The organism is Pedobacter agri PB92 (assembly GCF_000258495.1).
Classification (GTDB): domain Bacteria; phylum Bacteroidota; class Bacteroidia; order Sphingobacteriales; family Sphingobacteriaceae; genus Pedobacter; species Pedobacter agri.
The window spans coordinates 1-18,829 of the sequence record NZ_AJLG01000097.1 but is presented as its reverse complement, the minus strand read 5'-3'; the positions used below and the strand labels follow the sequence as shown (position 1 = coordinate 18,829).

Sequence of the window (18,829 nt, the reverse complement as noted above, 5' to 3'; positions counted from 1 at the left end):
TCGGGTGCAGACATGTTGGAAATTGGATTTCCGTACTCAGACCCTGTTGCCGATGGTCCGGTGATACAGGCTAGCAGCAAAAATCTTTAGACCAGGGCATGACTTTGAAGCTACTTTTTGAGCAATTGAAAGACTTGCGTAAAAACGTCACCATTCCGGTTTTGTTGATGGGTTATGTAAATCCCGTTTTGCAATTCGGAGTAGAAAATTTCTGTAAAGCTTGTGCTGAAGTTGGTGTAGATGGTTGCATCGTTCCAGATTTACCGATGGTAGAATACGAAGAGTTTTATAAAGGTTGTTTCGAGGAACATAATTTGAGTAATGTGTTTTTAATTACGCCTCAAACGGCTGAAGAACGCATTCATAAAATTGATAGCTTAACCAACGGATTTATTTATCTGTTATCTTCATCAGCAACAACAGGTAAAAACCTTGAAGTAGGGGATACTACGGAAACTTATTTCAGCAGGATTAAGAACATGAATCTGAAAAACCCAACCATGATCGGTTTCGGTATCAGCGATAAAAAAACTTTCGATAAAGCATGTTCTTATGCAGATGGAGCCATTATAGGAACAGCATTCGTCAAAGCGATTGAAGATGGAAATATTCAAGAAAGTGTGAGTAGTTTTATGAAGAAGTTTAAGGGTTAATGGTGTTTCCGTCATTGCGAGATTCGAAGCCATTTCTATACAAAATATGGTTTTTAGTCTTGCAATGATAAAATATTTTGAAGCGAAGTGCCTGTTTTTCTTTTGGTTACGACAGTCCCGCCACCGCTTCAAGTCCTCATTCCGCTGCGCTTCATTGTGGGCTTTCCGCTTTGTCGGGGCTAATTAAGTTAGGCTTGTGCAAATCTGTAAAACGAAAATAGAAGTCAATACATGCTCTTTTATCGTTATAACTAAAACGGCCGTCATTGCGAGGTACGAAGCAATCCAATTTAAAAATATACTGATTAGAGATTGCTTCGTGCGTCGCAATGACGTAAACCTATTATCTTACCCAATCTTCGTAACTCATTTCAAACTTTACTTCGCCTTTATTAACCATTCCTACATGCTTCCAGCCTTGTAATTCGTAAAACTTTTCTGCTTTTGTATTTGGTGCCGTGCCAAGCCAAACTGTTTCTTTTGTCTGAGAAAAGTACCAATCCATCATTAAGCGATGAAGTTCTTTTCCAATTCCCTTGCCCTCAAATTTAGGTCTTAAAAATAATGCCCAAATGTTGTTGTCTTGTAAATCAACAATAGAAAAGCCTACGATTTCGTCGTCCACTTCACAAACCCAACCTTTTCCACGTTGTGTAATGAATGCTTCACAATCGGCGTCTGTAACCAATGCAGGGTTTGATAGAGTATTTTCTTTTACAGTGTGTCTTACAATTTGTATTTGAGGGATATCTGTTGTTTTGGCTTCACGATAAATCATAATCGAATATAAAGTTTATCTTAAAGCTTTTTAATTCAACCATACTGATGCTAAGCTTTGTTTGGGATGAGGAGTAGGCCTGCGATTTGCAGTTCCTGCTTAGTTTGAAGATTGCTTTCAGCATTTCCAATTTAAAACAAAAATATTGTCATCCTGAGCTTGTCGAAGGACATATATTTTGTTTTTCCACTATAAGATATGTCTTCGACAGGCTCAGACTGACACCGACATCGTTAGGTCTTAACATTCTAAGTTAGGGGTGTTTAATATGTTAGTGCAATCACCAAGCTATCTAAACCCGACCGAAATGGAAATACTTTTTGTAGCTCTGGTGAGAAAGATTGCTTCGTCCTTTCTCCTCGCAATGACGATAATTGATGCAACAATATGCCAAAAAGATTGTAATAAAGGGCGGGACTGCTGTTTCAAAAGAACTACAGGTATTGCTTTCCAAATAAAAAATGTCTGCTTGTCAGGAAATTTAAAGAAATCGCAAAAATTCATTAAAAAAATATTGTAAGGTTGATGTGGCTTAAAATGCATTTAAAAGTGCTTTTTAGATGAGGAAAATCTATTTGACAATAGAATGATTGTTGATTTCTAAATTGGTTATACATTTGCTTAACAGTGTTAGATTATTTATCACTAGTTATTCCACATCATGGGAAGTAAAGAAAGAATTCTACGTTTAAAAGAAGAAACCAGAACAAGTATTTTGGATGCAGCCTTGAACATTGTTCAAACGGAAGGGTGGCAGGCTTTGAGTATGCGTAAAATTGCCGACCAGATTGAATACACGGCCCCAATTATTTATGAATATTTCCCGAATAAAGAAGGCATTTTACTAGAGCTAACCAGAAGAGGTTACCAGATTTTAGGTAAAGATATTCGCGAGGCCCGTGATAAACACGAAAACCCGGAAGATAAAATGGAAGCCATGTGGGTAGCCTACTGGAACTTTGCATTTTCTCATAAAGAATTCTATCAATTGATGTATGGCGTTGATATGGTTTGCTGCACTGTAAAAAATTCAATGCAAGAAGCAGAACAGGTTTCGGCGATGTTGGGCGATGTGATTGAATCATTATTTATCAAGAAGCCAGTGTCAGAAAACGACATCTGTATGAAGTATTACACGTATTGGTCGATTATTCACGGTTTAATTTCAATTAACCTGGTTAGACCAAATGGAAGAACTACTGACGAACTTAACCAACAAATTTTAAAAGACGCTATTAAAGGAATTACTTTATCTATTAATAGCTAAAATTTTTTTTTACAATCTATTTAACGGTGTTAAATAGTTTATAACCTTTAAATCCACTATAATTTTTAATCATATGAATGCTATCCATCGCTTGTTTATTTTACTTAACACTGTTAAACAGTTTAATAATGTTAAGTCATTGTTAATTTTTTTATCATTTCCCATAATACTGGCAAGCTGTAAATCTTCGCCAGACCAATCGGCAGCTGCACCACCGCCACCAGTTTTACCTGTAAGTTTGATTAGCGAAAGCTCACAAACTACATACATCGATTATCCTGCGGCCATTCAGGGTGCTGTTGATATTGATGTTCGTCCGCAGGTTAGTGGTTACTTGCAAAGCGTTTTAGTTAACGAAGGTGCTTATGTAACTACCGGACAAACACTTTTCAAAATCAATGAAAACCCTTATCGTGAGGCCCTAAATAATGCAAAGGCCAGCTTGCATGCTGCTGAAGCTGCTATTTTAAACGCTCAATTAGAAGTTGATAAACTGACCCCTTTAGTACAGAATAAAGTTGTTTCTGAATTTCAGTTAAAAACTGCAAAAACGGCTTATAAAATTGCGCAAGCGAATGCAGAGCAAGCTAAGGCAAGTGTTGCATCAGCTCAAATAAATTTAGGTTATACCAATGTTAAGGCTACGGTAAGTGGTTACATCGGTCGTATTCCTAAAAAACAAGGAAGTTTGGTTGCGCCAACTGACCAGGCTGCTTTAACGCAATTATCAGACATCCACGAAGTGCATGTTTATTTCTCTTTAGCGGAGAATGATTTCAACAGTTTCAATGCAAACTATCCTGGCAAATCTCCTGCGGATAGAATAAAACATTTACCTGCTGTTGAATTGCTTTTATCAGATAACACCACTTATCCAATTAAAGGTAAAATCGATATGATTGATGGTCAGTTTGATAAAAATACTGGCGCAATTACTTTGAGAGCAAGTTTTCCAAATGCAAATGGCGTGTTACGTTCTGGTAATACCGGCAAAGTTCGTTTGGGTTTACAACATGATGATGCTATTCTGATTCCGCAGGCAGCAACCGTAGAAATGCAGGATAAGGTTTTCGTTTTTGCTCTAAATAAAGGCAATAAAGTAAGCAAAATGCCAATCACCGTAATTGGTAAAAGTGGCAACAATTATCTGGTAAAAGATGGCGTAAAATCTGGCGACCAAATTGTATTGAGCGGCTTAGACCGTTTGCAGGAGGGACAAGTGATTACACCTGAGAAAGCGACTGATAAGGCAGCGAGTTTGAAGAAAGATTAAAGCTGAAAGACTAAAGCAGAAAGTTCAATGACTAAGGCTGAAAAGGTAAAAGTTGAAAGTCAAAAGTTGAAAAACGAAAATTGTTCTTAAATGCCTTACATGGTAAAAACTGAGAGACTAAAGCAAAAATAAATTAATAGAAATAATGTTTAAGATATTTATACAAAGACCAGTACTGGCTACCGTAATCTCCATCTTATTGGTGATATTGGGTGTACTAGGTTTAACGAAACTGCCTCTGCAACAGTTTCCTGATATTGCACCACCGTCGGTTTTGGTTACCGCGGTTTATCCGGGTGCAAATGCCGAAACTGTTTTACGTTCGGTAGCACCATCGTTAGAAGAATCTATCAACGGTGTAGAAAACATGACTTACATGAGTTCTACAGCCAGTAATGATGGTTCGTTGGCCATAACTGTTTTCTTTAAACTGGGTACAAATGCCGACCAGGCTGCGGTTAATGTTCAAAACCGTGTGGCGCAGGCAACCAGTCAGCTGCCAGCTGAAGTGGTACAGCAAGGTGTTACCACAGCCAAACAACAAAACAGTTTCATCATGGCCATTGGGATGTACACCGAAGATGAATCGAAATACGACCAGACTTTTGTGGCCAATTATGCGCAAATCAATATCATTCCTGAGATCAAACGTATTCCGGGGGTGGGCTCTGCAGCGATATTTGGTGGTGTAAAAGATTATTCAATGCGTGTTTGGTTAAATCCAACACAAATGACTACTTATAAAGTTACGCCTAACGAGGTGATGAAAGCCATTCAGGATAAAAGTTTGGAGGCAGCACCAGGTAAATTTGGCGAGAAAAGTAAAGAGGTTTTTGAGTACGTAATTAAATATAAAGGTAAATTAACCAAACCAGAAGAATATGAAAATATCGCTATACGTGCTAATGCCGACGGTTCTATTTTACACCTAAAAGATGTTGCCCGTGTAGAATTAGGTGCCTATTCTTACAACAGTATTACGCGTATCAATGGTAAAAAGGCAATTGTAATCGGTATCATTCAGCTGGCTGGCTCTAACTCGAACGATATTCAGGTAGCGATTAATAAAATGATGGAGAAATCTGAAAAGAGTTTTCCGGCAGGGATAAAAAAGAACATTTTTTATAGTACAAAAGTAGCGTTAGACCAATCGATAGAACAGGTAGAGCATACTTTGGTAGAAGCCTTTATTTTGGTTTTTATTGTAGTGTTTTTGTTCCTACAAGATTTCAGGTCAACTTTAATACCGGCGATAGCCGTTCCGGTGGCTATTTTGGGTACGTTTTTCTTTATGCAGTTATTCGGTTTCTCGATAAACTTATTAACCTTATTCGCTTTGATTTTGGCCATTGGTATCGTGGTGGATGACGCGATTGTAGTCGTCGAGGCGGTGCATGCTAAGATGGAGCACAAAGGTTTAGGTCCGAAAGCAGCTACACATGAAGCCATGCATGAAATCACTGGAGCCATTATTTCCATCACTTTGGTGATGGCGGCGGTGTTCTTGCCTGTTGGTTTTATGGAAGGTTCAACCGGTGTGTTTTATCGCCAGTTTGCTTTCACGATGGCCATTGCGATTGTAATTTCAGCTATTAACGCTTTAACTTTAAGTCCGGCACTTGCTGCTTTATTCTTAAAAGATAACCATTCCTCACATGGGGAAAAACCTGAGGTTAAACCGAACTTTAAGCAAAGATTTTTCAATGGATTTAACCACAGTTTCAATTCCCTTACCAACCGTTACGTTGGCGGTTTGAAATTCCTTGTTCGCCATAAATGGTTAAGCATGGGTGGTTTAGCCTTGATTACTTTGGCTACTGTCTTCATGGTTAAAACAACTCCGGCAGGATTTATTCCAACTGAAGACCAGGGCTTTATCGCCATTGCCGTAAATACTCCATCAGGAACATCGTTAGAAGGTACCCAAAAGGTAATGACTCAAGCTGAGGATGTGCTTAGTAGACTGGATGCCTCGAGAGATGTGACGGCGATTTCAGGCTTCAACCTGTTAACCAATTCAACAAGTCCATCTTCGGCTGTGGTTTTTGTGCTGTTGAAACCGAATGAAGAGCGTGGTAAGGTTAAAAATATCGAGGAGATTATGAACCAGGTTCGCGGCACATTGGGTGGCATTTCCGGAGGTAGTTTCTTTGTGTTCAGTTTCCCTACCGTTCCGGGTTTCAGTAATGTAGAGGCTTTGGATATGGTATTACAGGATAAAACTGGTGGTAAGCTGGATAAATTTAGTGGAATTTCTCAGCAATTTATTGGCGAACTGATGAAACGCCCGGAAATTGCGGTTGCCTTTACCAGTTTTAAGGCAGATTATCCGCAGTTACAACTAGATATCAACGATGAAAAGGCCGATCAATTGGGTGTGAATGTGAAAGATATTTTGCAAACCATGCAAACCTATTTCGGTAGTGCACAGGCATCAGATTTTAACCGCTTCGGTAAATATTACAGAGTTGTTGTTCAGGCTGATGTACAGGATAGGGCAGACCCATCATCCATCGACCGTGTTTTTGTGAAAAGCAACCGTGGTGAAATGGTGCCAATTAATACGCTGGTAAAATTAAGCCGTATTTACGGTTCAGAAACCGCATCAAGATATAACCTGTTCAACTCGATTTCAATTAATGCGATTCCAAAACCAGGTTTTAGTTCTGGTCAGGCCATTAAAGCGATTGAAGAAGTAGCAGAGCAACATTTGCCGTCAGGTTATAGTTATGAATTCTCTGGGCAAACCCGCGAGGAAATCTCTTCAGGCGGACAATCGACCGTGATATTTCTGCTGTGTCTGGTATTTATTTACTTCCTGCTTTCTGCACAATATGAAAGTTATATCTTACCGTTGTCGGTAATTTTATCAATCCCTGCCGGAATATTTGGTGTATTTGTAGCGATTGGCCTAACCGGTATTCAAAACAATATCTATGTTCAGGTAGCGCTGATTATGCTCATCGGCTTACTTGCTAAAAACGCGATTTTAATTGTCGAATTTGCAGTTCAAAGAAGGCGAAGCGGACAACCTTTGGTTGCATCAGCTTTGGAAGCAGCAAAATCAAGGTTGCGTCCGATTATTATGACATCCCTTGCCTTTATCGTGGGTTTAATCCCGATGATGGGCGCTACAGGTCCATCGGCACAAGGTAATCACTCTATCAGTATCGGTGCAGCAGGAGGGATGGTTTCTGGAGTAATTTTAGGTTTGTTTATCATTCCGGTACTTTTTGTGCTCTTCCAGGCATTACAAGAAAAAATATCAAGAAAATCAAATGAGGTTGTTCATCATCACCATGAAGAACCTGTAAATCATGTAGTTTATGAAACGGTTTAATATTTTAAGCATCCTGCTTTTTGCTATCATCTGGAGCGGATGTTCAGTTTCTAAGGATTTAGCTTTACCACAGAGTTTAGCGCCAAAGATGTTTAGAAATTCAGTGCCACAAGATTCTTCAAGCGTAGGCGATTTGCCTTTGAAGAGTTTTATTAACGACCTCACCGTACAGAATTTAATTGATACGGCTTTGGTTAAGAATTACGATATGCAAATTGCATTGAAGAATATAGATGCGGCTGAAGTATTGTTTAAACAATCGAAATTGGGTTATTTGCCTGAACTGAAATTACAGGTGGCGGCAAGTTCAAGTCGCCCATCTGATAACAGTCTAAACGGACTGAGCTTGAATCAATTCACAGGTTCAACGCATATCGAAGATTACAATGCTAATCTTGGCGTATTTTGGGAAGCCGATATCTGGGGGAAAATCCGCAATCAAAAAGCTGGTGCCTTAGCCAGTTTTTTGCAAACCGAAGAAGCCCGTAAAGCCGTTCAAACCCGTTTGGTTGCCAATGTTGCACAAGGTTATTATAATCTGCTGATGCTAGATGCTCAATTGGAAATTGCTAGGAAAAATCTGAAACTAAATGATAGTACTTTAAGAATCATCAACTTACAATTTGATGCAGGTCAGGTTACTTCTTTAGCCATTCAGCAGGCAGAAGCACAGCAATTAAATGCAGCACAGCTAATTCCTCGTTTGGAACAAAATGTAGCTTTACAAGAAAATGCATTAAGCGTTTTAATTGGTACTTTGCCAAAGGCGATTAACCGTTCGAGTCGCTTAGATAAAATGGCCATTCCTCAGGATTTAAATGCTGGTTTTCCATCAGCTTTGCTTAGCCGTAGACCTGATATTAAATCGGCAGAACTGGCTTTAAACGTTGCTAACGCTAAAGTTGGTGTAGCTAAGGCAAGTTTGTATCCATCTTTGGTGATTACGGCAAGTGGGGGAATTAATTCATTCAAAGCCAGCAATTGGTTTAGTGTTCCAGCATCTTTATTTGGTTTAGTTTCAGGCGGTATCACACAGCCAATTTTTCAACGAGGACAGCTAAAATCTAATCTGGAACTAGCAAAAATCGACAGAGAGAAAACGGTTATTCAGTTCCGCCAGTCGGTGATTAATGCAGTAGGAGAGGTTTCTGATGAATTAACGAAAGTGGAGAAGTTGAAAACTCAATACAGCATCGCTGAAAAAAGGGCACAGACTTTACAACAAGCTTCTAAAAACGCAAGTCTGTTATTTAAAAGCGGCATGGCGAATTATTTAGAAGTGATTACTGCGCAAGGTAATTTGCTGCAAAGCGAACTGGAATTAACCACAATTAAAACTGAACAATTGAATGCGGTGGTAGGTTTGTATCGCTCGCTAGGCGGCGGGTGGAATTAGCGTATTTGTTCACGAAATAAAGTATTAAGGGCATTTAAGATTTTTCTTAAGTGCCCTTTTGTATAAATATAGGCGATGTGGACAGCTCGCCTCTACAGAGTAACTCATACTTTTTTTATCAGTCACAAGTTGATCTGTATTCAAGCTTGCTTCGCTGGTTTGGTAATAAAAGTGATCAATAATCAATGTTTCCCGAAGCATTTGGAATATATGAGCCTGATGTAGAAAATTCGTTTGAATAAATTTTGCCCTCGGCTTGACTTATGTCAAGTCGAGGAACAGAAAAAAAATTACTTTGAATGCTTGAACCGTTACGGGTTATATATTTGTTGCCCAAAAGGTTAAACGAATGCTGCGTTTAGGAAAGATTATAAGAATTAGCCAGGCCATTGGTTGGGGCCTAATTAACGACATTAATGATCAGAATATTGGTTTTGAACTGAGCTTAATTAATATGGAATTGGTTGTCGGAGAGAATATCTGGTTCGATATCCAAATTGCCGAAGGCGGTTTAAGTGTTTATTCATTGAAGAAATTACAATTGCTGCCTGTAAAAACTAAACGTTCCATACTGCTATTGAAATAAGGCCGATTTCTGTATCTTTAATTTTATTACTTGCCTGAGCATGCCGCCAACACACCAATCTATTTCACACAATTTAAATAAGGTTGAGCCTTTTTTGAGATTTCTTTCTGCTCTTGTTGCCCTGCCCGAACAAATGAAGCGAGATATCGCCGCTAAAGTGCTTATTACCACTTTGACTAAAGGGCAGCTGATTAAAACCGATGACATGAGAAACCACATGGTTTTTCTTGCAAAAGGAGCCATCAGAGGATTTATTATGGTTGGCCGGCAAGACGTAACCTTATCCATCAGCTTGGAAAACAATGTTTTAGGTTCTCCAAATGCAGAGATTTTTACCCGAAACGAATATCCGCTAACATTACAGGCTGTGGAAGAGTGCCAGTTGATGATGATGCCTTACAGCCTCATTCCTTACCTGCAGGAAAAATATCCATCAATGGCTGTGATCGGTGAACGGTTAACAGGACTTTATTATTATGTAGCAACAGAGCGAAGTTTACTAAGTCGCCTGCCATCTGCACAGCTACGCTATTTTAGATTACTGAAAACTAATCCCGAGTTCTTCAAACGTATACCCTTAAAATATCTGGCATCTTATCTGGTCATGCGTAACGAGACATTAAGCCGTTTAAGAACTAAAAACCGCAGTGCCGGGATCGCTGAGCATGCTGACTAAATGTATCCGTTTTTTGGAGTTTTGTTAACAGTTGATCGTTTCTCGTTCAAAGCAAATCTTTAATTAGAAAATGTCAGGCCATTTAAAATGATGAAGATGGTTTCTAATATAACCAAAATCCAAGCATGTTTTGCTATTTAAACAGAACGAGCTGGAGGTATACCAGCAATCCGGAACCAAATACAAATGCGATCGCTAATATCCATAGATTTGACCTAAACTTTTTGTAATCTTCTACGTTATCGTTTGTTCTTGATTTTTCTGCTTTCTGATAAAGCAAAAAGAAAATAAAAGGGATGAAAAAGATTGCAGCCATAGAGAGAGATTAATTACCCTAAAATACAAAAATATGCTGAACTATAACAGCATTATTTAATTTTTCTTTCTTAACCCACGGATCTATAACGGTAAGTTTTTTGGATTCTTTACTGATTTTAAAAATAAAAATCCAATCACACCTGATAGTACTGATGCCGTTAATATCGCGAACTTTGCTTCAGCAACATGCAAGCTATCATCAAAAGAGAGCATGGCTATAAAAATCGACATGGTGAAGCCAATTCCTGCTAACATGCCGAGTCCTAAAATATGTTTCCATCCAGCTCCTGTAGGTAAACCTGCAAATTTTAATTTTACCGCCAGCCAGCTAAAAAACGTAACGCCAATTGTTTTGCCTAAGCATAAACCCGTTATAATTCCCAGTCCCAACGGAGAAATTAATCCCTCTAACATTTCTTTTTGAAAGGTAATGTTGGTGTTAGCCAAAGCAAAGACAGGCATGATAAGGTAGTTTACCGGGATTGTTAAGCTATGTTCCAGTTTCTCCAAAGGTGATGGAATATCCGTTTCATTTGTTGGAATCGTAAAGGCCAGCAAAACACCAGAAATGGTAGCATGGATGCCGGAATGATGAATAAAATACCAAAGAAAAATTCCGGGAATTAAATAAAATACCAGATTCTTAACCCCAAAATAATTCATCAGGCACAACAATATCATTATGCCTGTGGCCATTGCAAGATATTCAAAGCTAATCTGATTAGTATAGAAAATGGCAATCACCAAAATAGCACCAAGATCATCAACTATAGCCAGCGCTGCCAGAAAAATCTTTAAACTGGCAGGCACGTTTTTACCCAGCATGGCTATAATGGCGAGGGCAAAAGCAATGTCAGTCGCCATTGGAATTCCCCAGCCACTTTTAGTAACTGTTCCACTATTGAAGATGACGTATATTAGGGCAGGAATGAGCATTCCGCCTAAAGCAGCAATAACGGGTAAAGCTGCGCTTTTTAGTGAAGATAATTCTCCTTCTATCAGTTCACGTTTAATTTCTAACCCCACGAGCAGGAAGAATATAGCCATGAACGCATCATTAATCCAGGCGAGAATACTATAATTTACCTCTCCAAAGCCCAATTTAGTTCCTAAAAAAGTTTCGAAAGCAGCTTTAGCCGGAGTATTTGCAATTATTAATGAAATGGCAACACATAGTAAAAGCAGGAAACCTCCAACTTGTCCGGATTTAAAGAATTGTTTAAAAATATTTAGGTTGATGATTTTGGACATGAGGTAAAAGTAAGGGAAATCGAGGTGAATTCGGCTATTTGAATCTTGCTTGAGAATATCATTCCGATCCGCTGATTTTATTTTCCTTAAAGAAAATCTTCAATATTTCCTTTTCCCTCACGAATTACTTCAAACTCGCCGTTGGTGCAATCAATTACCGTTGATGCATCATTGTCTCCATAGCCGCCATCAATTACCAAATCAACTAAATTTTCATATTTCTCATGAATTAATTCGGGGTCGGTAGAATATTCTATTAACTCATCATCATCTTTTATGGATGTAGAAAGAATCGGATTTCCAAGTTCTTTTACAATGCAACGGGCAATGTTGTTGTCTGGCACACGTATCCCAACAGTTTTTTTATTCGAGCTTAAAAGTTTAGGAACATTATTGTTGGCATTGAAAATGAATGTGAATGGTCCAGGTAGCGCTTTTTTCAGCACCCTGAACGTCGTATTATCAATGGGTTTGATGTAGTCGGAGATATGTTTAAGATCATGGCAGATAAATGAAAAATTGGCTTTTTCAGGTTTAATACCCCTGATACGGGCAATCTTTTCAATGGCTTTCGGATTGGTAATGTCGCAACCCAAACCATAAATGGTATCCGTAGGATAAATGATTAAGCCACCTTTTTTAAGTACTTCTACCACTTGTTCAATGGCCTTTTCATTAGGGTTTTCCGGATAAATCTTAATTAACATAGCGTAAAAATAACAATTTAATGCTGTCAGTTGTTTAATATTCCTAATCTTTGTATTTAACAAAACATACGCTAATCTATTATTATGAGAAAAGCTTTCGTTGCGATTGCCGCATTTTTAGTTGCCCTTACTATTATGTTAGGGCTTTATCATCCGTTTTTATGGTGGACATTTATTTTTACAGGTCCTTTTGTATTACTTGGTGTTTATGATCTTTATCAGCCTAAACACAGTATCGTAAGAAATTACCCTGTTTTTGGCCGGTTGAGATATTTCATGGAAGAACTGCGACCAAAGGTTTACCAATACTTCGTAGAAAGTGATGTCAATGGTACACCTTACAACAGATTGAACAGGTCTTTAATTTACCAGCGTGCAAAAAAAGATAATGACACCATTCCGTTTGGTACACAACTTAATGTTTATGATAACGGTTATGAGTGGTTAAGCCATAGCATTGCTGCCATTTCACACCATGAATTGAATCCCGATCCTCGTGTGCTGGTTGGCGGACCAGATTGTAAAAAACCTTATTCAGCGAGTATCTATAATATTTCAGCAATGAGTTTTGGTTCGTTGAGTCAGAATGCGATTCTTGCGTTAAATGGCGGAGCGAAAATGGGTAATTTTGCCCATAATACCGGAGAGGGAGGAATTAGTGATTATCACCGTCAGCCAGGTGGCGATTTAATCTGGCAAATTGGTACCGGTTATTTTGGTTGCCGAAATGAAGATGGTACGTTTAATTATGATGCCTATGCAGAAAGGGCGGTTACCGATCAGGTAAAAATGATCGAGATTAAATTATCTCAAGGCGCAAAACCAGGTCACGGCGGGATGTTGCCGGCAAAAAAGGTTACACCAGAAGTTGCCCGGATTCGTTTGGTACCACAGGGTAAGGATATTTTATCGCCACCAGCGCATTCGGCTTTTAACACCCCCATTGGTTTACTTGAATTTGTTAAAAGATTGAGAGATCTATCGGGAGGAAAGCCCGTAGGTTTCAAGCTTTGTATCGGTCGGAAAAGTGAGTTTTACTCGATATGTAAAGCGATGGTGGAAACTGGAATTTACCCGGATTTTATTACCGTTGATGGGGGAGAAGGTGGAACCGGAGCAGCACCTCAGGAATTTTCAAATTCGGTAGGGATGCCTTTGCGTGAGGGTGTAGCTTTTGTATACGATGTTTTAAATGGATTCGATTTGAAAAAGCATATCAAAATCATTGCTTCCGGGAAAGTTTCTTCTGGCTTTGATCTTGTAAAAAACATCGCTTTAGGTGCCGATATGTGTAATGCGGCACGTGGAATGATGTTTGCTTTGGGTTGCATTCAAGCCTTGGAGTGTAACAGCAATACCTGCCCAACGGGTGTGGCTACGCAAGACCAAAGTTTAATGAAAGGGCTTGTGGTGGAAGATAAAACCGTTCGGGTGAAAAACTTTCATAACTTAACCGTAGCCAGTGCGGTAGAATTATTAGGTGCTGCGGGTTTAAAAGAGCCTTCGCAATTGAGCCGTGCCTATATTAACAGAAGAGTGAGCCAGAATGTTATGCAATCATATTTAGAAACTTTTCCTTACATACCTGCAGGCAGTTTACTGCAAACGCCTTATCCAACACGTTTCGAACTGGGAATGGCATTGAGCACATCTAAAAGTTTTGCGCCAACCGACTATAAAGTTTCGGCGGTTGATTATGCGCATGCAAATTCTTATAACGACACCATGAGTGACGACGGAATATAAATACTTGTTTAAGCTTAACTTTCTAAAGGAGTCAGTTTTCAAAAACTGACTCCTTTTTTTGTTTCATTTATTGAAGTAATAGTTTTTGTTAGATGCTTAAGTATTGAAAAGAGTGGATCGGTCTTTCTATAGCTTGTCATTTCGCACAACATTAAGAAATCTTTTAGATAAGATTGGCCCGGTTTACAAAACCCATAGTTCGCTGCAATCCATTAGAAATTATGACCGTCATCAAAACAAAAAGAGGTCAAGCTTTTTTAGCCTGACCTCTTTGATGTAGTAATTTTTTTACCCTAAACCTAATTAAAATTCTGCATTTTTAGGGAAACGAGGGAAAGCAATTACATCACGAATATTGGTCATCCCGGTTACAAAAAGCACCAAACGTTCGAAACCTAATCCGAAACCAGCATGTGGTGCTGAACCAAAACGACGGGTATCTAAATACCACCATAATTCATCCTGAGGGATGTCCATGTCTTCCATGCGTTTTGTTAAACGGTCTAAACGTTCCTCACGTTGTGATCCACCAATCATCTCGCCAATACCTGGGAACAAAATATCCATAGCTGCAACAGTCTGTCTGCCTTCGGCATCAGGTTCGTTCTGGCGCATGTAGAAAGATTTTATGTCAGCAGGATAATCCGTTAAGATTACCGGTTTTTTAAAGTGCTTTTCTACCAGGTAACGCTCGTGTTCACTTTGTAAATCGGCTCCCCATTCATCTATTAAATATTTGAATTGTTTCTTTTGGTTTGGTTTTGATGATTTTAAAATTCTAATGGCTTCAGTATAAGTTAAACGTTCGAATTCGTTAGCCAAACAGAAGTCTAGTTTTTCTAACAAACCAAATTCACTGCGCTCATTTTGAGGTTTTTGCTTGTCTTCTTCCGCCAGGCGTGTATTTAAAAATTCCAGTTCTTCTTTGCAGTTATCTAAAGCATATTTAATCACATACTTCATCATATCTTCTGCAAGCTGCATATTGTCTTCCAGATCAGCGAAAGCAACCTCAGGCTCAATCATCCAGAACTCCGCCAAGTGACGGGTGGTGTTAGAGTTTTCTGCTCTGAAAGTCGGACCAAAAGTATAAATCTGACCGAAAGCCATCGCTGCTAATTCCCCTTCCAATTGACCAGAAACGGTTAAGTTTGTAGCACGGGCAAAGAAATCCTGAGAAAAATCAACTTTTCCATCATCGGTACGTGGTGTATTATCAAAATCTAAAGTGGTAACCTTAAACATTTCGCCAGCACCTTCCGCATCACTTGCCGTAATTACCGGTGTGTGCATATATACGAAACCACGTTCGTTGTAAAACTGATGGATGGCAAAAGCCAAAGCATGTCGAACTTTGAAAACCGCGTTAAAGGTATTAGTGCGGAAACGCAAATGTGCAATTTCACGCAAGAACTCTAAACTGTGTTTTTTAGGTTGCAAAGGGAATTTTTCCGGATCACTATCACCTAAAATTTCTACTGTCGTTGCCTTAATTTCAACAGATTGTCCTTTTCCCAATGATTCAACCAGTTTTCCAGTAGCAGAAATGGCTGCGCCAGTGGTAATTCTTTTTAACAGCTCTTCAGGCAAATTATTAAAATCAACTACAACCTGGATATTGCCCATGCAAGATCCGTCATTTAATGCAATAAACTGATTATTACGGAAAGTTCTAACCCATCCCATAACCGTTACTTCTGTGTCAAATGCTGTCGACTTTAATAAATCTTTAATTTGCTGTCTCTTAATCATATTGTTATTTGTAAAAGGCGCAAATTTAGGAAAAAAGTATCAGTTAACAATTAGCACTATCCGTTTTTCAGTCATTGAAAACTGCAAACTATAAACTGCGAACTGATCTATCTCTGGCCGCTTTAAATTCTGAACCGTTTTTCCATTGCGGGAAGGTGGTTTCATTACTTAGTTTATAACCTACAGTAAAGAGGATGTTTGCGATTTGTGCAAACCCAGCAGTGTTCATTTGGGGCGAATACGCGTCAGATGGCTGGTGGTAATGTTTTTCATTGTAGCCAAGCCTTTGTTCTTGTCCCCATTTGGCACCATGTTCTTTGCTGTTGAAGCCATTTACGATGTCAATTGCCGGAACACCAACTTTAGCGAAATTAAAATGATCTGAACGATAGTAACTTCCGGCACTCGGACGGGTATCGCCAACGGCCTCCAGTTTATTTTCTTTAAGCACATTTATGATGTAATCTTCCACTTCATTCTGGCCTTTTCCTTTAATAGAGATATCCTTTGTTTCGCCATAAAATCCAAGCGCATCCATATTGAGATTAGCTACTGTTTTGTTTAGCGGATAAATCGGATTTAAAGCATAATATTCTGAACCTAATAAGCCCTGTTCTTCTCCGGTCACAGCTAAAAATACAATTGATCTTTCTGGTTTTTCTTTAGCTTTTTGAAAAGCTTTGGCAATGGATAGCATCGCTGCAACACCACTTGCATTATCTACAGCGCCATTGTAAATTGAATCGCCATTGATTTTTGGCCCGATACCAAAATGATCCCAATGAGCAGAGTACACTATGGTTTCGTCTGGTCTTTTACTTCCTTTAATGATTCCGATCACATTTTGAGAAGTGGAATATTTGTATTTATTGCTTAAACCCACCGTTATAGTTTGGTTCAATGGAACTGCTTTGAAATCCTTTTTTCGGGCATAAGCACGGATGTCTCCGGTGATTCCTGCATTAGCCAATAATTTTGTAGCTGCTTTTTCGGTCATCCATCCTTCCAGTTTACATCTCGATTTATGTTTGTCTGCAGCTTGTAGGTATAGCCTTGCACCGGTGTTGCTGTTGGTAATTACAGACCAGCCATAACTTGCAGGCTCCGTTTGGTGAATAATAATTACTCCGGCAGCGCCCTGTCTGGCCGCTTCTTCATATTTATACATCCAGCGACCATAGTATGTCATGGTATCGCCTCTAAAATACATTTTGTCTTTCGCATTAAAGCCTGGGTCGCTAATTAAAACCACAACTGTTTTTCCTTTTACATCTAAATCTTTGTAGTCGTTCCAGTTAAATTCTGGTGCTACAATACCAAAGCCGGCAAATACCAGGGGTGAATTTTTTAATTGGATGGTATCCTGTTCCCGTCTGGTAAAGGCAACAAAATCTTCAACGGCCTTAAAGGTTAGTTTTTCTTTTCCACCATTTATCTCCATATTTTCTGATGGAGTAGAGGTGACCTCCACCATCGGTACCTTTTGGATATAACTTCCATTATTGCCTGGTTCTACGCCAGCTTTCTTCAATTCTGATGAAATGTAATTAACAGTTTTGGTTTCGCCAATCGTAAATGGCCGCCTGCCTTGTAAAGAATCATCGGCTAAAACAGCAATGTGAGATTTGATTTCCTCTGGTGATATTGGTCCAAGTTTCGCCGAATCCTCATGTTGTGTACAGGCAGAAAATAATGCGGTTACGATCGATCCTGCCAGGAAGAGGTATGAAATTTTCATAATGTCTGGTGTTAAAAATTGAAAATTATGAAAATAAATATTAAAATTTTATACCTGCATAATTATTCCCGCACTTTTTCCTGCTTGGTTGTTACATTGAGCTTCCCGAAGTACCAGAACACGTCGTCGATATGTTGCTAAAAGTTCTCCGACAAGCTCAGAATAACATTTTGTGATTGGTTATATTGCTGAACTGGCAACTAGTCGCTGATAATAGTAAATTGTTTATTGTTGCTGCTGTTGTTGCTGTTGCATCGCTTCCATGTATTGCTGGTAGCTATTTTGTTTACGGGCGGGGGTTGCTAATCCTGAAGGTTTGGTATAATTCACTTCCTTTGGCTGGAAATAGTTTTCATTGTCATTGAAGTCGTCGTCATTATAGCCAACCGATACATTTACTTCCATAAGGTGTTCATAGCCACCCTTATACACACCTTTTACCGGGGAGCAATCGGCGAAGTTTCTGCCCACAGCTAAACGTACATGGTTTTCGTTGGCAATACAATTGTTGGTTGGATCGAGGCCAAGCCATCCATATTCAGGCAAGTAAGCTTCAGCCCAGGCATGTGTGGCACCTTCTCCACGCATGCCATCTCTGTTCGGACAAATGTAGCCACTTACGTAACGTGACGGAATCCCTGTTAACCTCAACATTGCGGTAAGTACGTGGGCAAAATCCTGGCAAACACCTGCTTTCAATTTTAAAATCTCTTCAATAGTGGTATCTACGGCGGTAATGCCTTTGATGTACTCAAAATTACTGAACACATGGGCACAGTATTTTATTGCCGTTTGATAAGGTGTATCATCAGGGTTTTTGATACTCAGTGCTGATTCCTTTAGTTGAATAATTCCATTGAAAGATTCTTGTCTTAAATAATCAATATAGGGCACTTCGTATTTGATAGCGTCAAGGCTGTGCCATTGCTCGCTACTAAACATGTCGTCTTGCGGCAATGGTTTAGCTGAGGTTTCCACGCTGACTTTAGAAAATATTTTAAGCTGATTATGTGGTTCGTTCTGAGTAAAAGTTCCAACCTCATTCCCATAATAATCAATGAAAATCTCAATTTCCGGACTTCCGGAAATATTCAAATCGTGTTTAATTACTTTTTGATAATCATCTTTAATCGGGAATAAGATAATCTGGTTGGCGCTATCCCGAACTGGCGACTCGTATTTATAATTTGTTATATGTTTAATTTTAAATATTGGCATGTTATATTCTGTTTTAAAATAAAGCAGTATGATTTTTACTTATGAATTTGCAAAATAATATTCGTTTAAAAGGTTTCCGATACCGAATAGTTCTGCCCGTATTTCGGTTAAATAATCATAGTGTGTACGT

General features: G+C 39.0%; 13 protein-coding genes and 1 pseudogene. 8 read left to right on the top strand and 6 right to left on the bottom strand.

Features of this window, described 5'->3' with window-relative positions:
• A pseudogene (trpA, locus tag ON09_RS14470) lies at window positions 1–653 on the top strand (tryptophan synthase subunit alpha); the annotation flags it as partial.
• Between the two features lie 343 nt (window positions 654–996).
• Here trpA and ON09_RS14465 read toward each other — a convergent pair.
• Window positions 997–1,431, bottom strand: coding sequence for a GNAT family N-acetyltransferase (locus ON09_RS14465; protein WP_010601782.1), 435 nt, complete (start codon window positions 1,429–1,431; stop codon window positions 997–999).
• Between the two features lie 661 nt (window positions 1,432–2,092).
• Here ON09_RS14465 and ON09_RS14455 point away from each other — a divergent pair.
• The 6 genes from ON09_RS14455 (at window position 2,093) to ON09_RS24305 (ending at window position 9,969) form a co-directional block, all read left to right on the top strand.
• Entirely contained in the window at window positions 2,093–2,698 is a 606-nt protein-coding gene (locus ON09_RS14455) for a TetR/AcrR family transcriptional regulator (RefSeq protein WP_010601780.1), read from the top strand.
• 73 nt (window positions 2,699–2,771) lie between these two features.
• Complete coding sequence (locus tag ON09_RS14450) at window positions 2,772–3,971, top strand: efflux RND transporter periplasmic adaptor subunit (protein ID WP_010601779.1); 1,200 nt, start codon at window positions 2,772–2,774, stop codon at window positions 3,969–3,971.
• 145 nt (window positions 3,972–4,116) lie between these two features.
• Window positions 4,117–7,311, top strand: coding sequence for an efflux RND transporter permease subunit (locus tag ON09_RS14445; protein WP_010601778.1), 3,195 nt, complete (start codon window positions 4,117–4,119; stop codon window positions 7,309–7,311).
• On the top strand, window positions 7,298–8,707 hold the full coding sequence (locus tag ON09_RS14440; protein ID WP_010601777.1) for a TolC family protein: 1,410 nt from the start codon (window positions 7,298–7,300) through the stop codon (window positions 8,705–8,707). The genes ON09_RS14445 and ON09_RS14440 overlap by 14 nt, the downstream gene beginning before the upstream one ends.
• Window positions 8,708–9,056: 349 nt before the next feature.
• Window positions 9,057–9,293 carry a hypothetical protein gene (locus ON09_RS14435; protein ID WP_010601776.1) on the top strand — a complete coding sequence of 79 codons (237 nt, stop codon included), beginning with the start codon at window positions 9,057–9,059 and terminating at the stop codon, window positions 9,291–9,293.
• A 40-nt stretch (window positions 9,294–9,333) separates the two neighbouring features.
• Window positions 9,334–9,969 carry a Crp/Fnr family transcriptional regulator gene (locus tag ON09_RS24305; protein WP_010601775.1) on the top strand — a complete coding sequence of 212 codons (636 nt, stop codon included), beginning with the start codon at window positions 9,334–9,336 and terminating at the stop codon, window positions 9,967–9,969.
• Between the two features lie 399 nt (window positions 9,970–10,368).
• Here the strand turns inward: ON09_RS24305 and nhaA are convergent, their stop codons facing one another.
• Window positions 10,369–11,538 carry a Na+/H+ antiporter NhaA gene (gene nhaA / locus ON09_RS14420; RefSeq protein WP_010601773.1) on the bottom strand — a complete coding sequence of 390 codons (1,170 nt, stop codon included), beginning with the start codon at window positions 11,536–11,538 and terminating at the stop codon, window positions 10,369–10,371.
• An 86-nt stretch (window positions 11,539–11,624) separates the two neighbouring features.
• The gene (locus tag ON09_RS14415; protein WP_010601772.1) at window positions 11,625–12,245 is read right to left on the bottom strand and encodes an L-threonylcarbamoyladenylate synthase; all 621 of its coding nucleotides are present in this window, start codon (window positions 12,243–12,245) and stop codon (window positions 11,625–11,627) included.
• Window positions 12,246–12,329: 84 nt separating this feature from the next.
• Between ON09_RS14415 and ON09_RS14410 the strand changes: the two genes are divergently transcribed.
• On the top strand, window positions 12,330–13,991 hold the full coding sequence (locus ON09_RS14410; protein ID WP_010601771.1) for an FMN-binding glutamate synthase family protein: 1,662 nt from the start codon (window positions 12,330–12,332) through the stop codon (window positions 13,989–13,991).
• Window positions 13,992–14,294: 303 nt separating this feature from the next.
• Here ON09_RS14410 and asnS read toward each other — a convergent pair whose 3' ends face one another.
• The 3 genes from asnS to ON09_RS14395 form a co-directional block, all read right to left on the bottom strand.
• Window positions 14,295–15,743, bottom strand: coding sequence for an asparagine--tRNA ligase (asnS, locus tag ON09_RS14405; RefSeq protein ID WP_010601770.1), 1,449 nt, complete (start codon window positions 15,741–15,743; stop codon window positions 14,295–14,297).
• Between the two features lie 88 nt (window positions 15,744–15,831).
• Window positions 15,832–17,481, bottom strand: a complete 1,650-nt coding sequence (locus ON09_RS14400) for a M28 family metallopeptidase (RefSeq protein ID WP_010601769.1) — start codon at window positions 17,479–17,481, stop codon at window positions 15,832–15,834.
• 225 nt (window positions 17,482–17,706) lie between these two features.
• Window positions 17,707–18,699 (bottom strand): transglutaminase family protein, encoded by a 993-nt coding sequence (locus ON09_RS14395; protein WP_010601768.1) that lies wholly within the window; start codon window positions 18,697–18,699, stop codon window positions 17,707–17,709.
• Window positions 18,700–18,829 lie beyond the last annotated feature (130 nt).

Coding starts and splice junctions, on each gene's coding strand:
- ON09_RS24305 (WP_010601775.1), top strand. CDS start 9,334: ATGCCGCCAACACACCAATCTATTTCACACAATTTAAATAAGGTTGAG.
- ON09_RS14465 (WP_010601782.1), bottom strand. CDS start 1,431: ATGATTTATCGTGAAGCCAAAACAACAGATATCCCTCAAATACAAATT.
- ON09_RS14455 (WP_010601780.1), top strand. CDS start 2,093: ATGGGAAGTAAAGAAAGAATTCTACGTTTAAAAGAAGAAACCAGAACA.
- nhaA (WP_010601773.1), bottom strand. CDS start 11,538: ATGTCCAAAATCATCAACCTAAATATTTTTAAACAATTCTTTAAATCC.
- ON09_RS14440 (WP_010601777.1), top strand. CDS start 7,298: ATGAAACGGTTTAATATTTTAAGCATCCTGCTTTTTGCTATCATCTGG.
- ON09_RS14400 (WP_010601769.1), bottom strand. CDS start 17,481: ATGAAAATTTCATACCTCTTCCTGGCAGGATCGATCGTAACCGCATTA.
- ON09_RS14450 (WP_010601779.1), top strand. CDS start 2,772: ATGAATGCTATCCATCGCTTGTTTATTTTACTTAACACTGTTAAACAG.
- ON09_RS14445 (WP_010601778.1), top strand. CDS start 4,117: ATGTTTAAGATATTTATACAAAGACCAGTACTGGCTACCGTAATCTCC.
- asnS (WP_010601770.1), bottom strand. CDS start 15,743: ATGATTAAGAGACAGCAAATTAAAGATTTATTAAAGTCGACAGCATTT.
- ON09_RS14410 (WP_010601771.1), top strand. CDS start 12,330: ATGAGAAAAGCTTTCGTTGCGATTGCCGCATTTTTAGTTGCCCTTACT.
- ON09_RS14435 (WP_010601776.1), top strand. CDS start 9,057: ATGCTGCGTTTAGGAAAGATTATAAGAATTAGCCAGGCCATTGGTTGG.
- ON09_RS14395 (WP_010601768.1), bottom strand. CDS start 18,699: ATGCCAATATTTAAAATTAAACATATAACAAATTATAAATACGAGTCG.
- ON09_RS14415 (WP_010601772.1), bottom strand. CDS start 12,245: ATGTTAATTAAGATTTATCCGGAAAACCCTAATGAAAAGGCCATTGAA.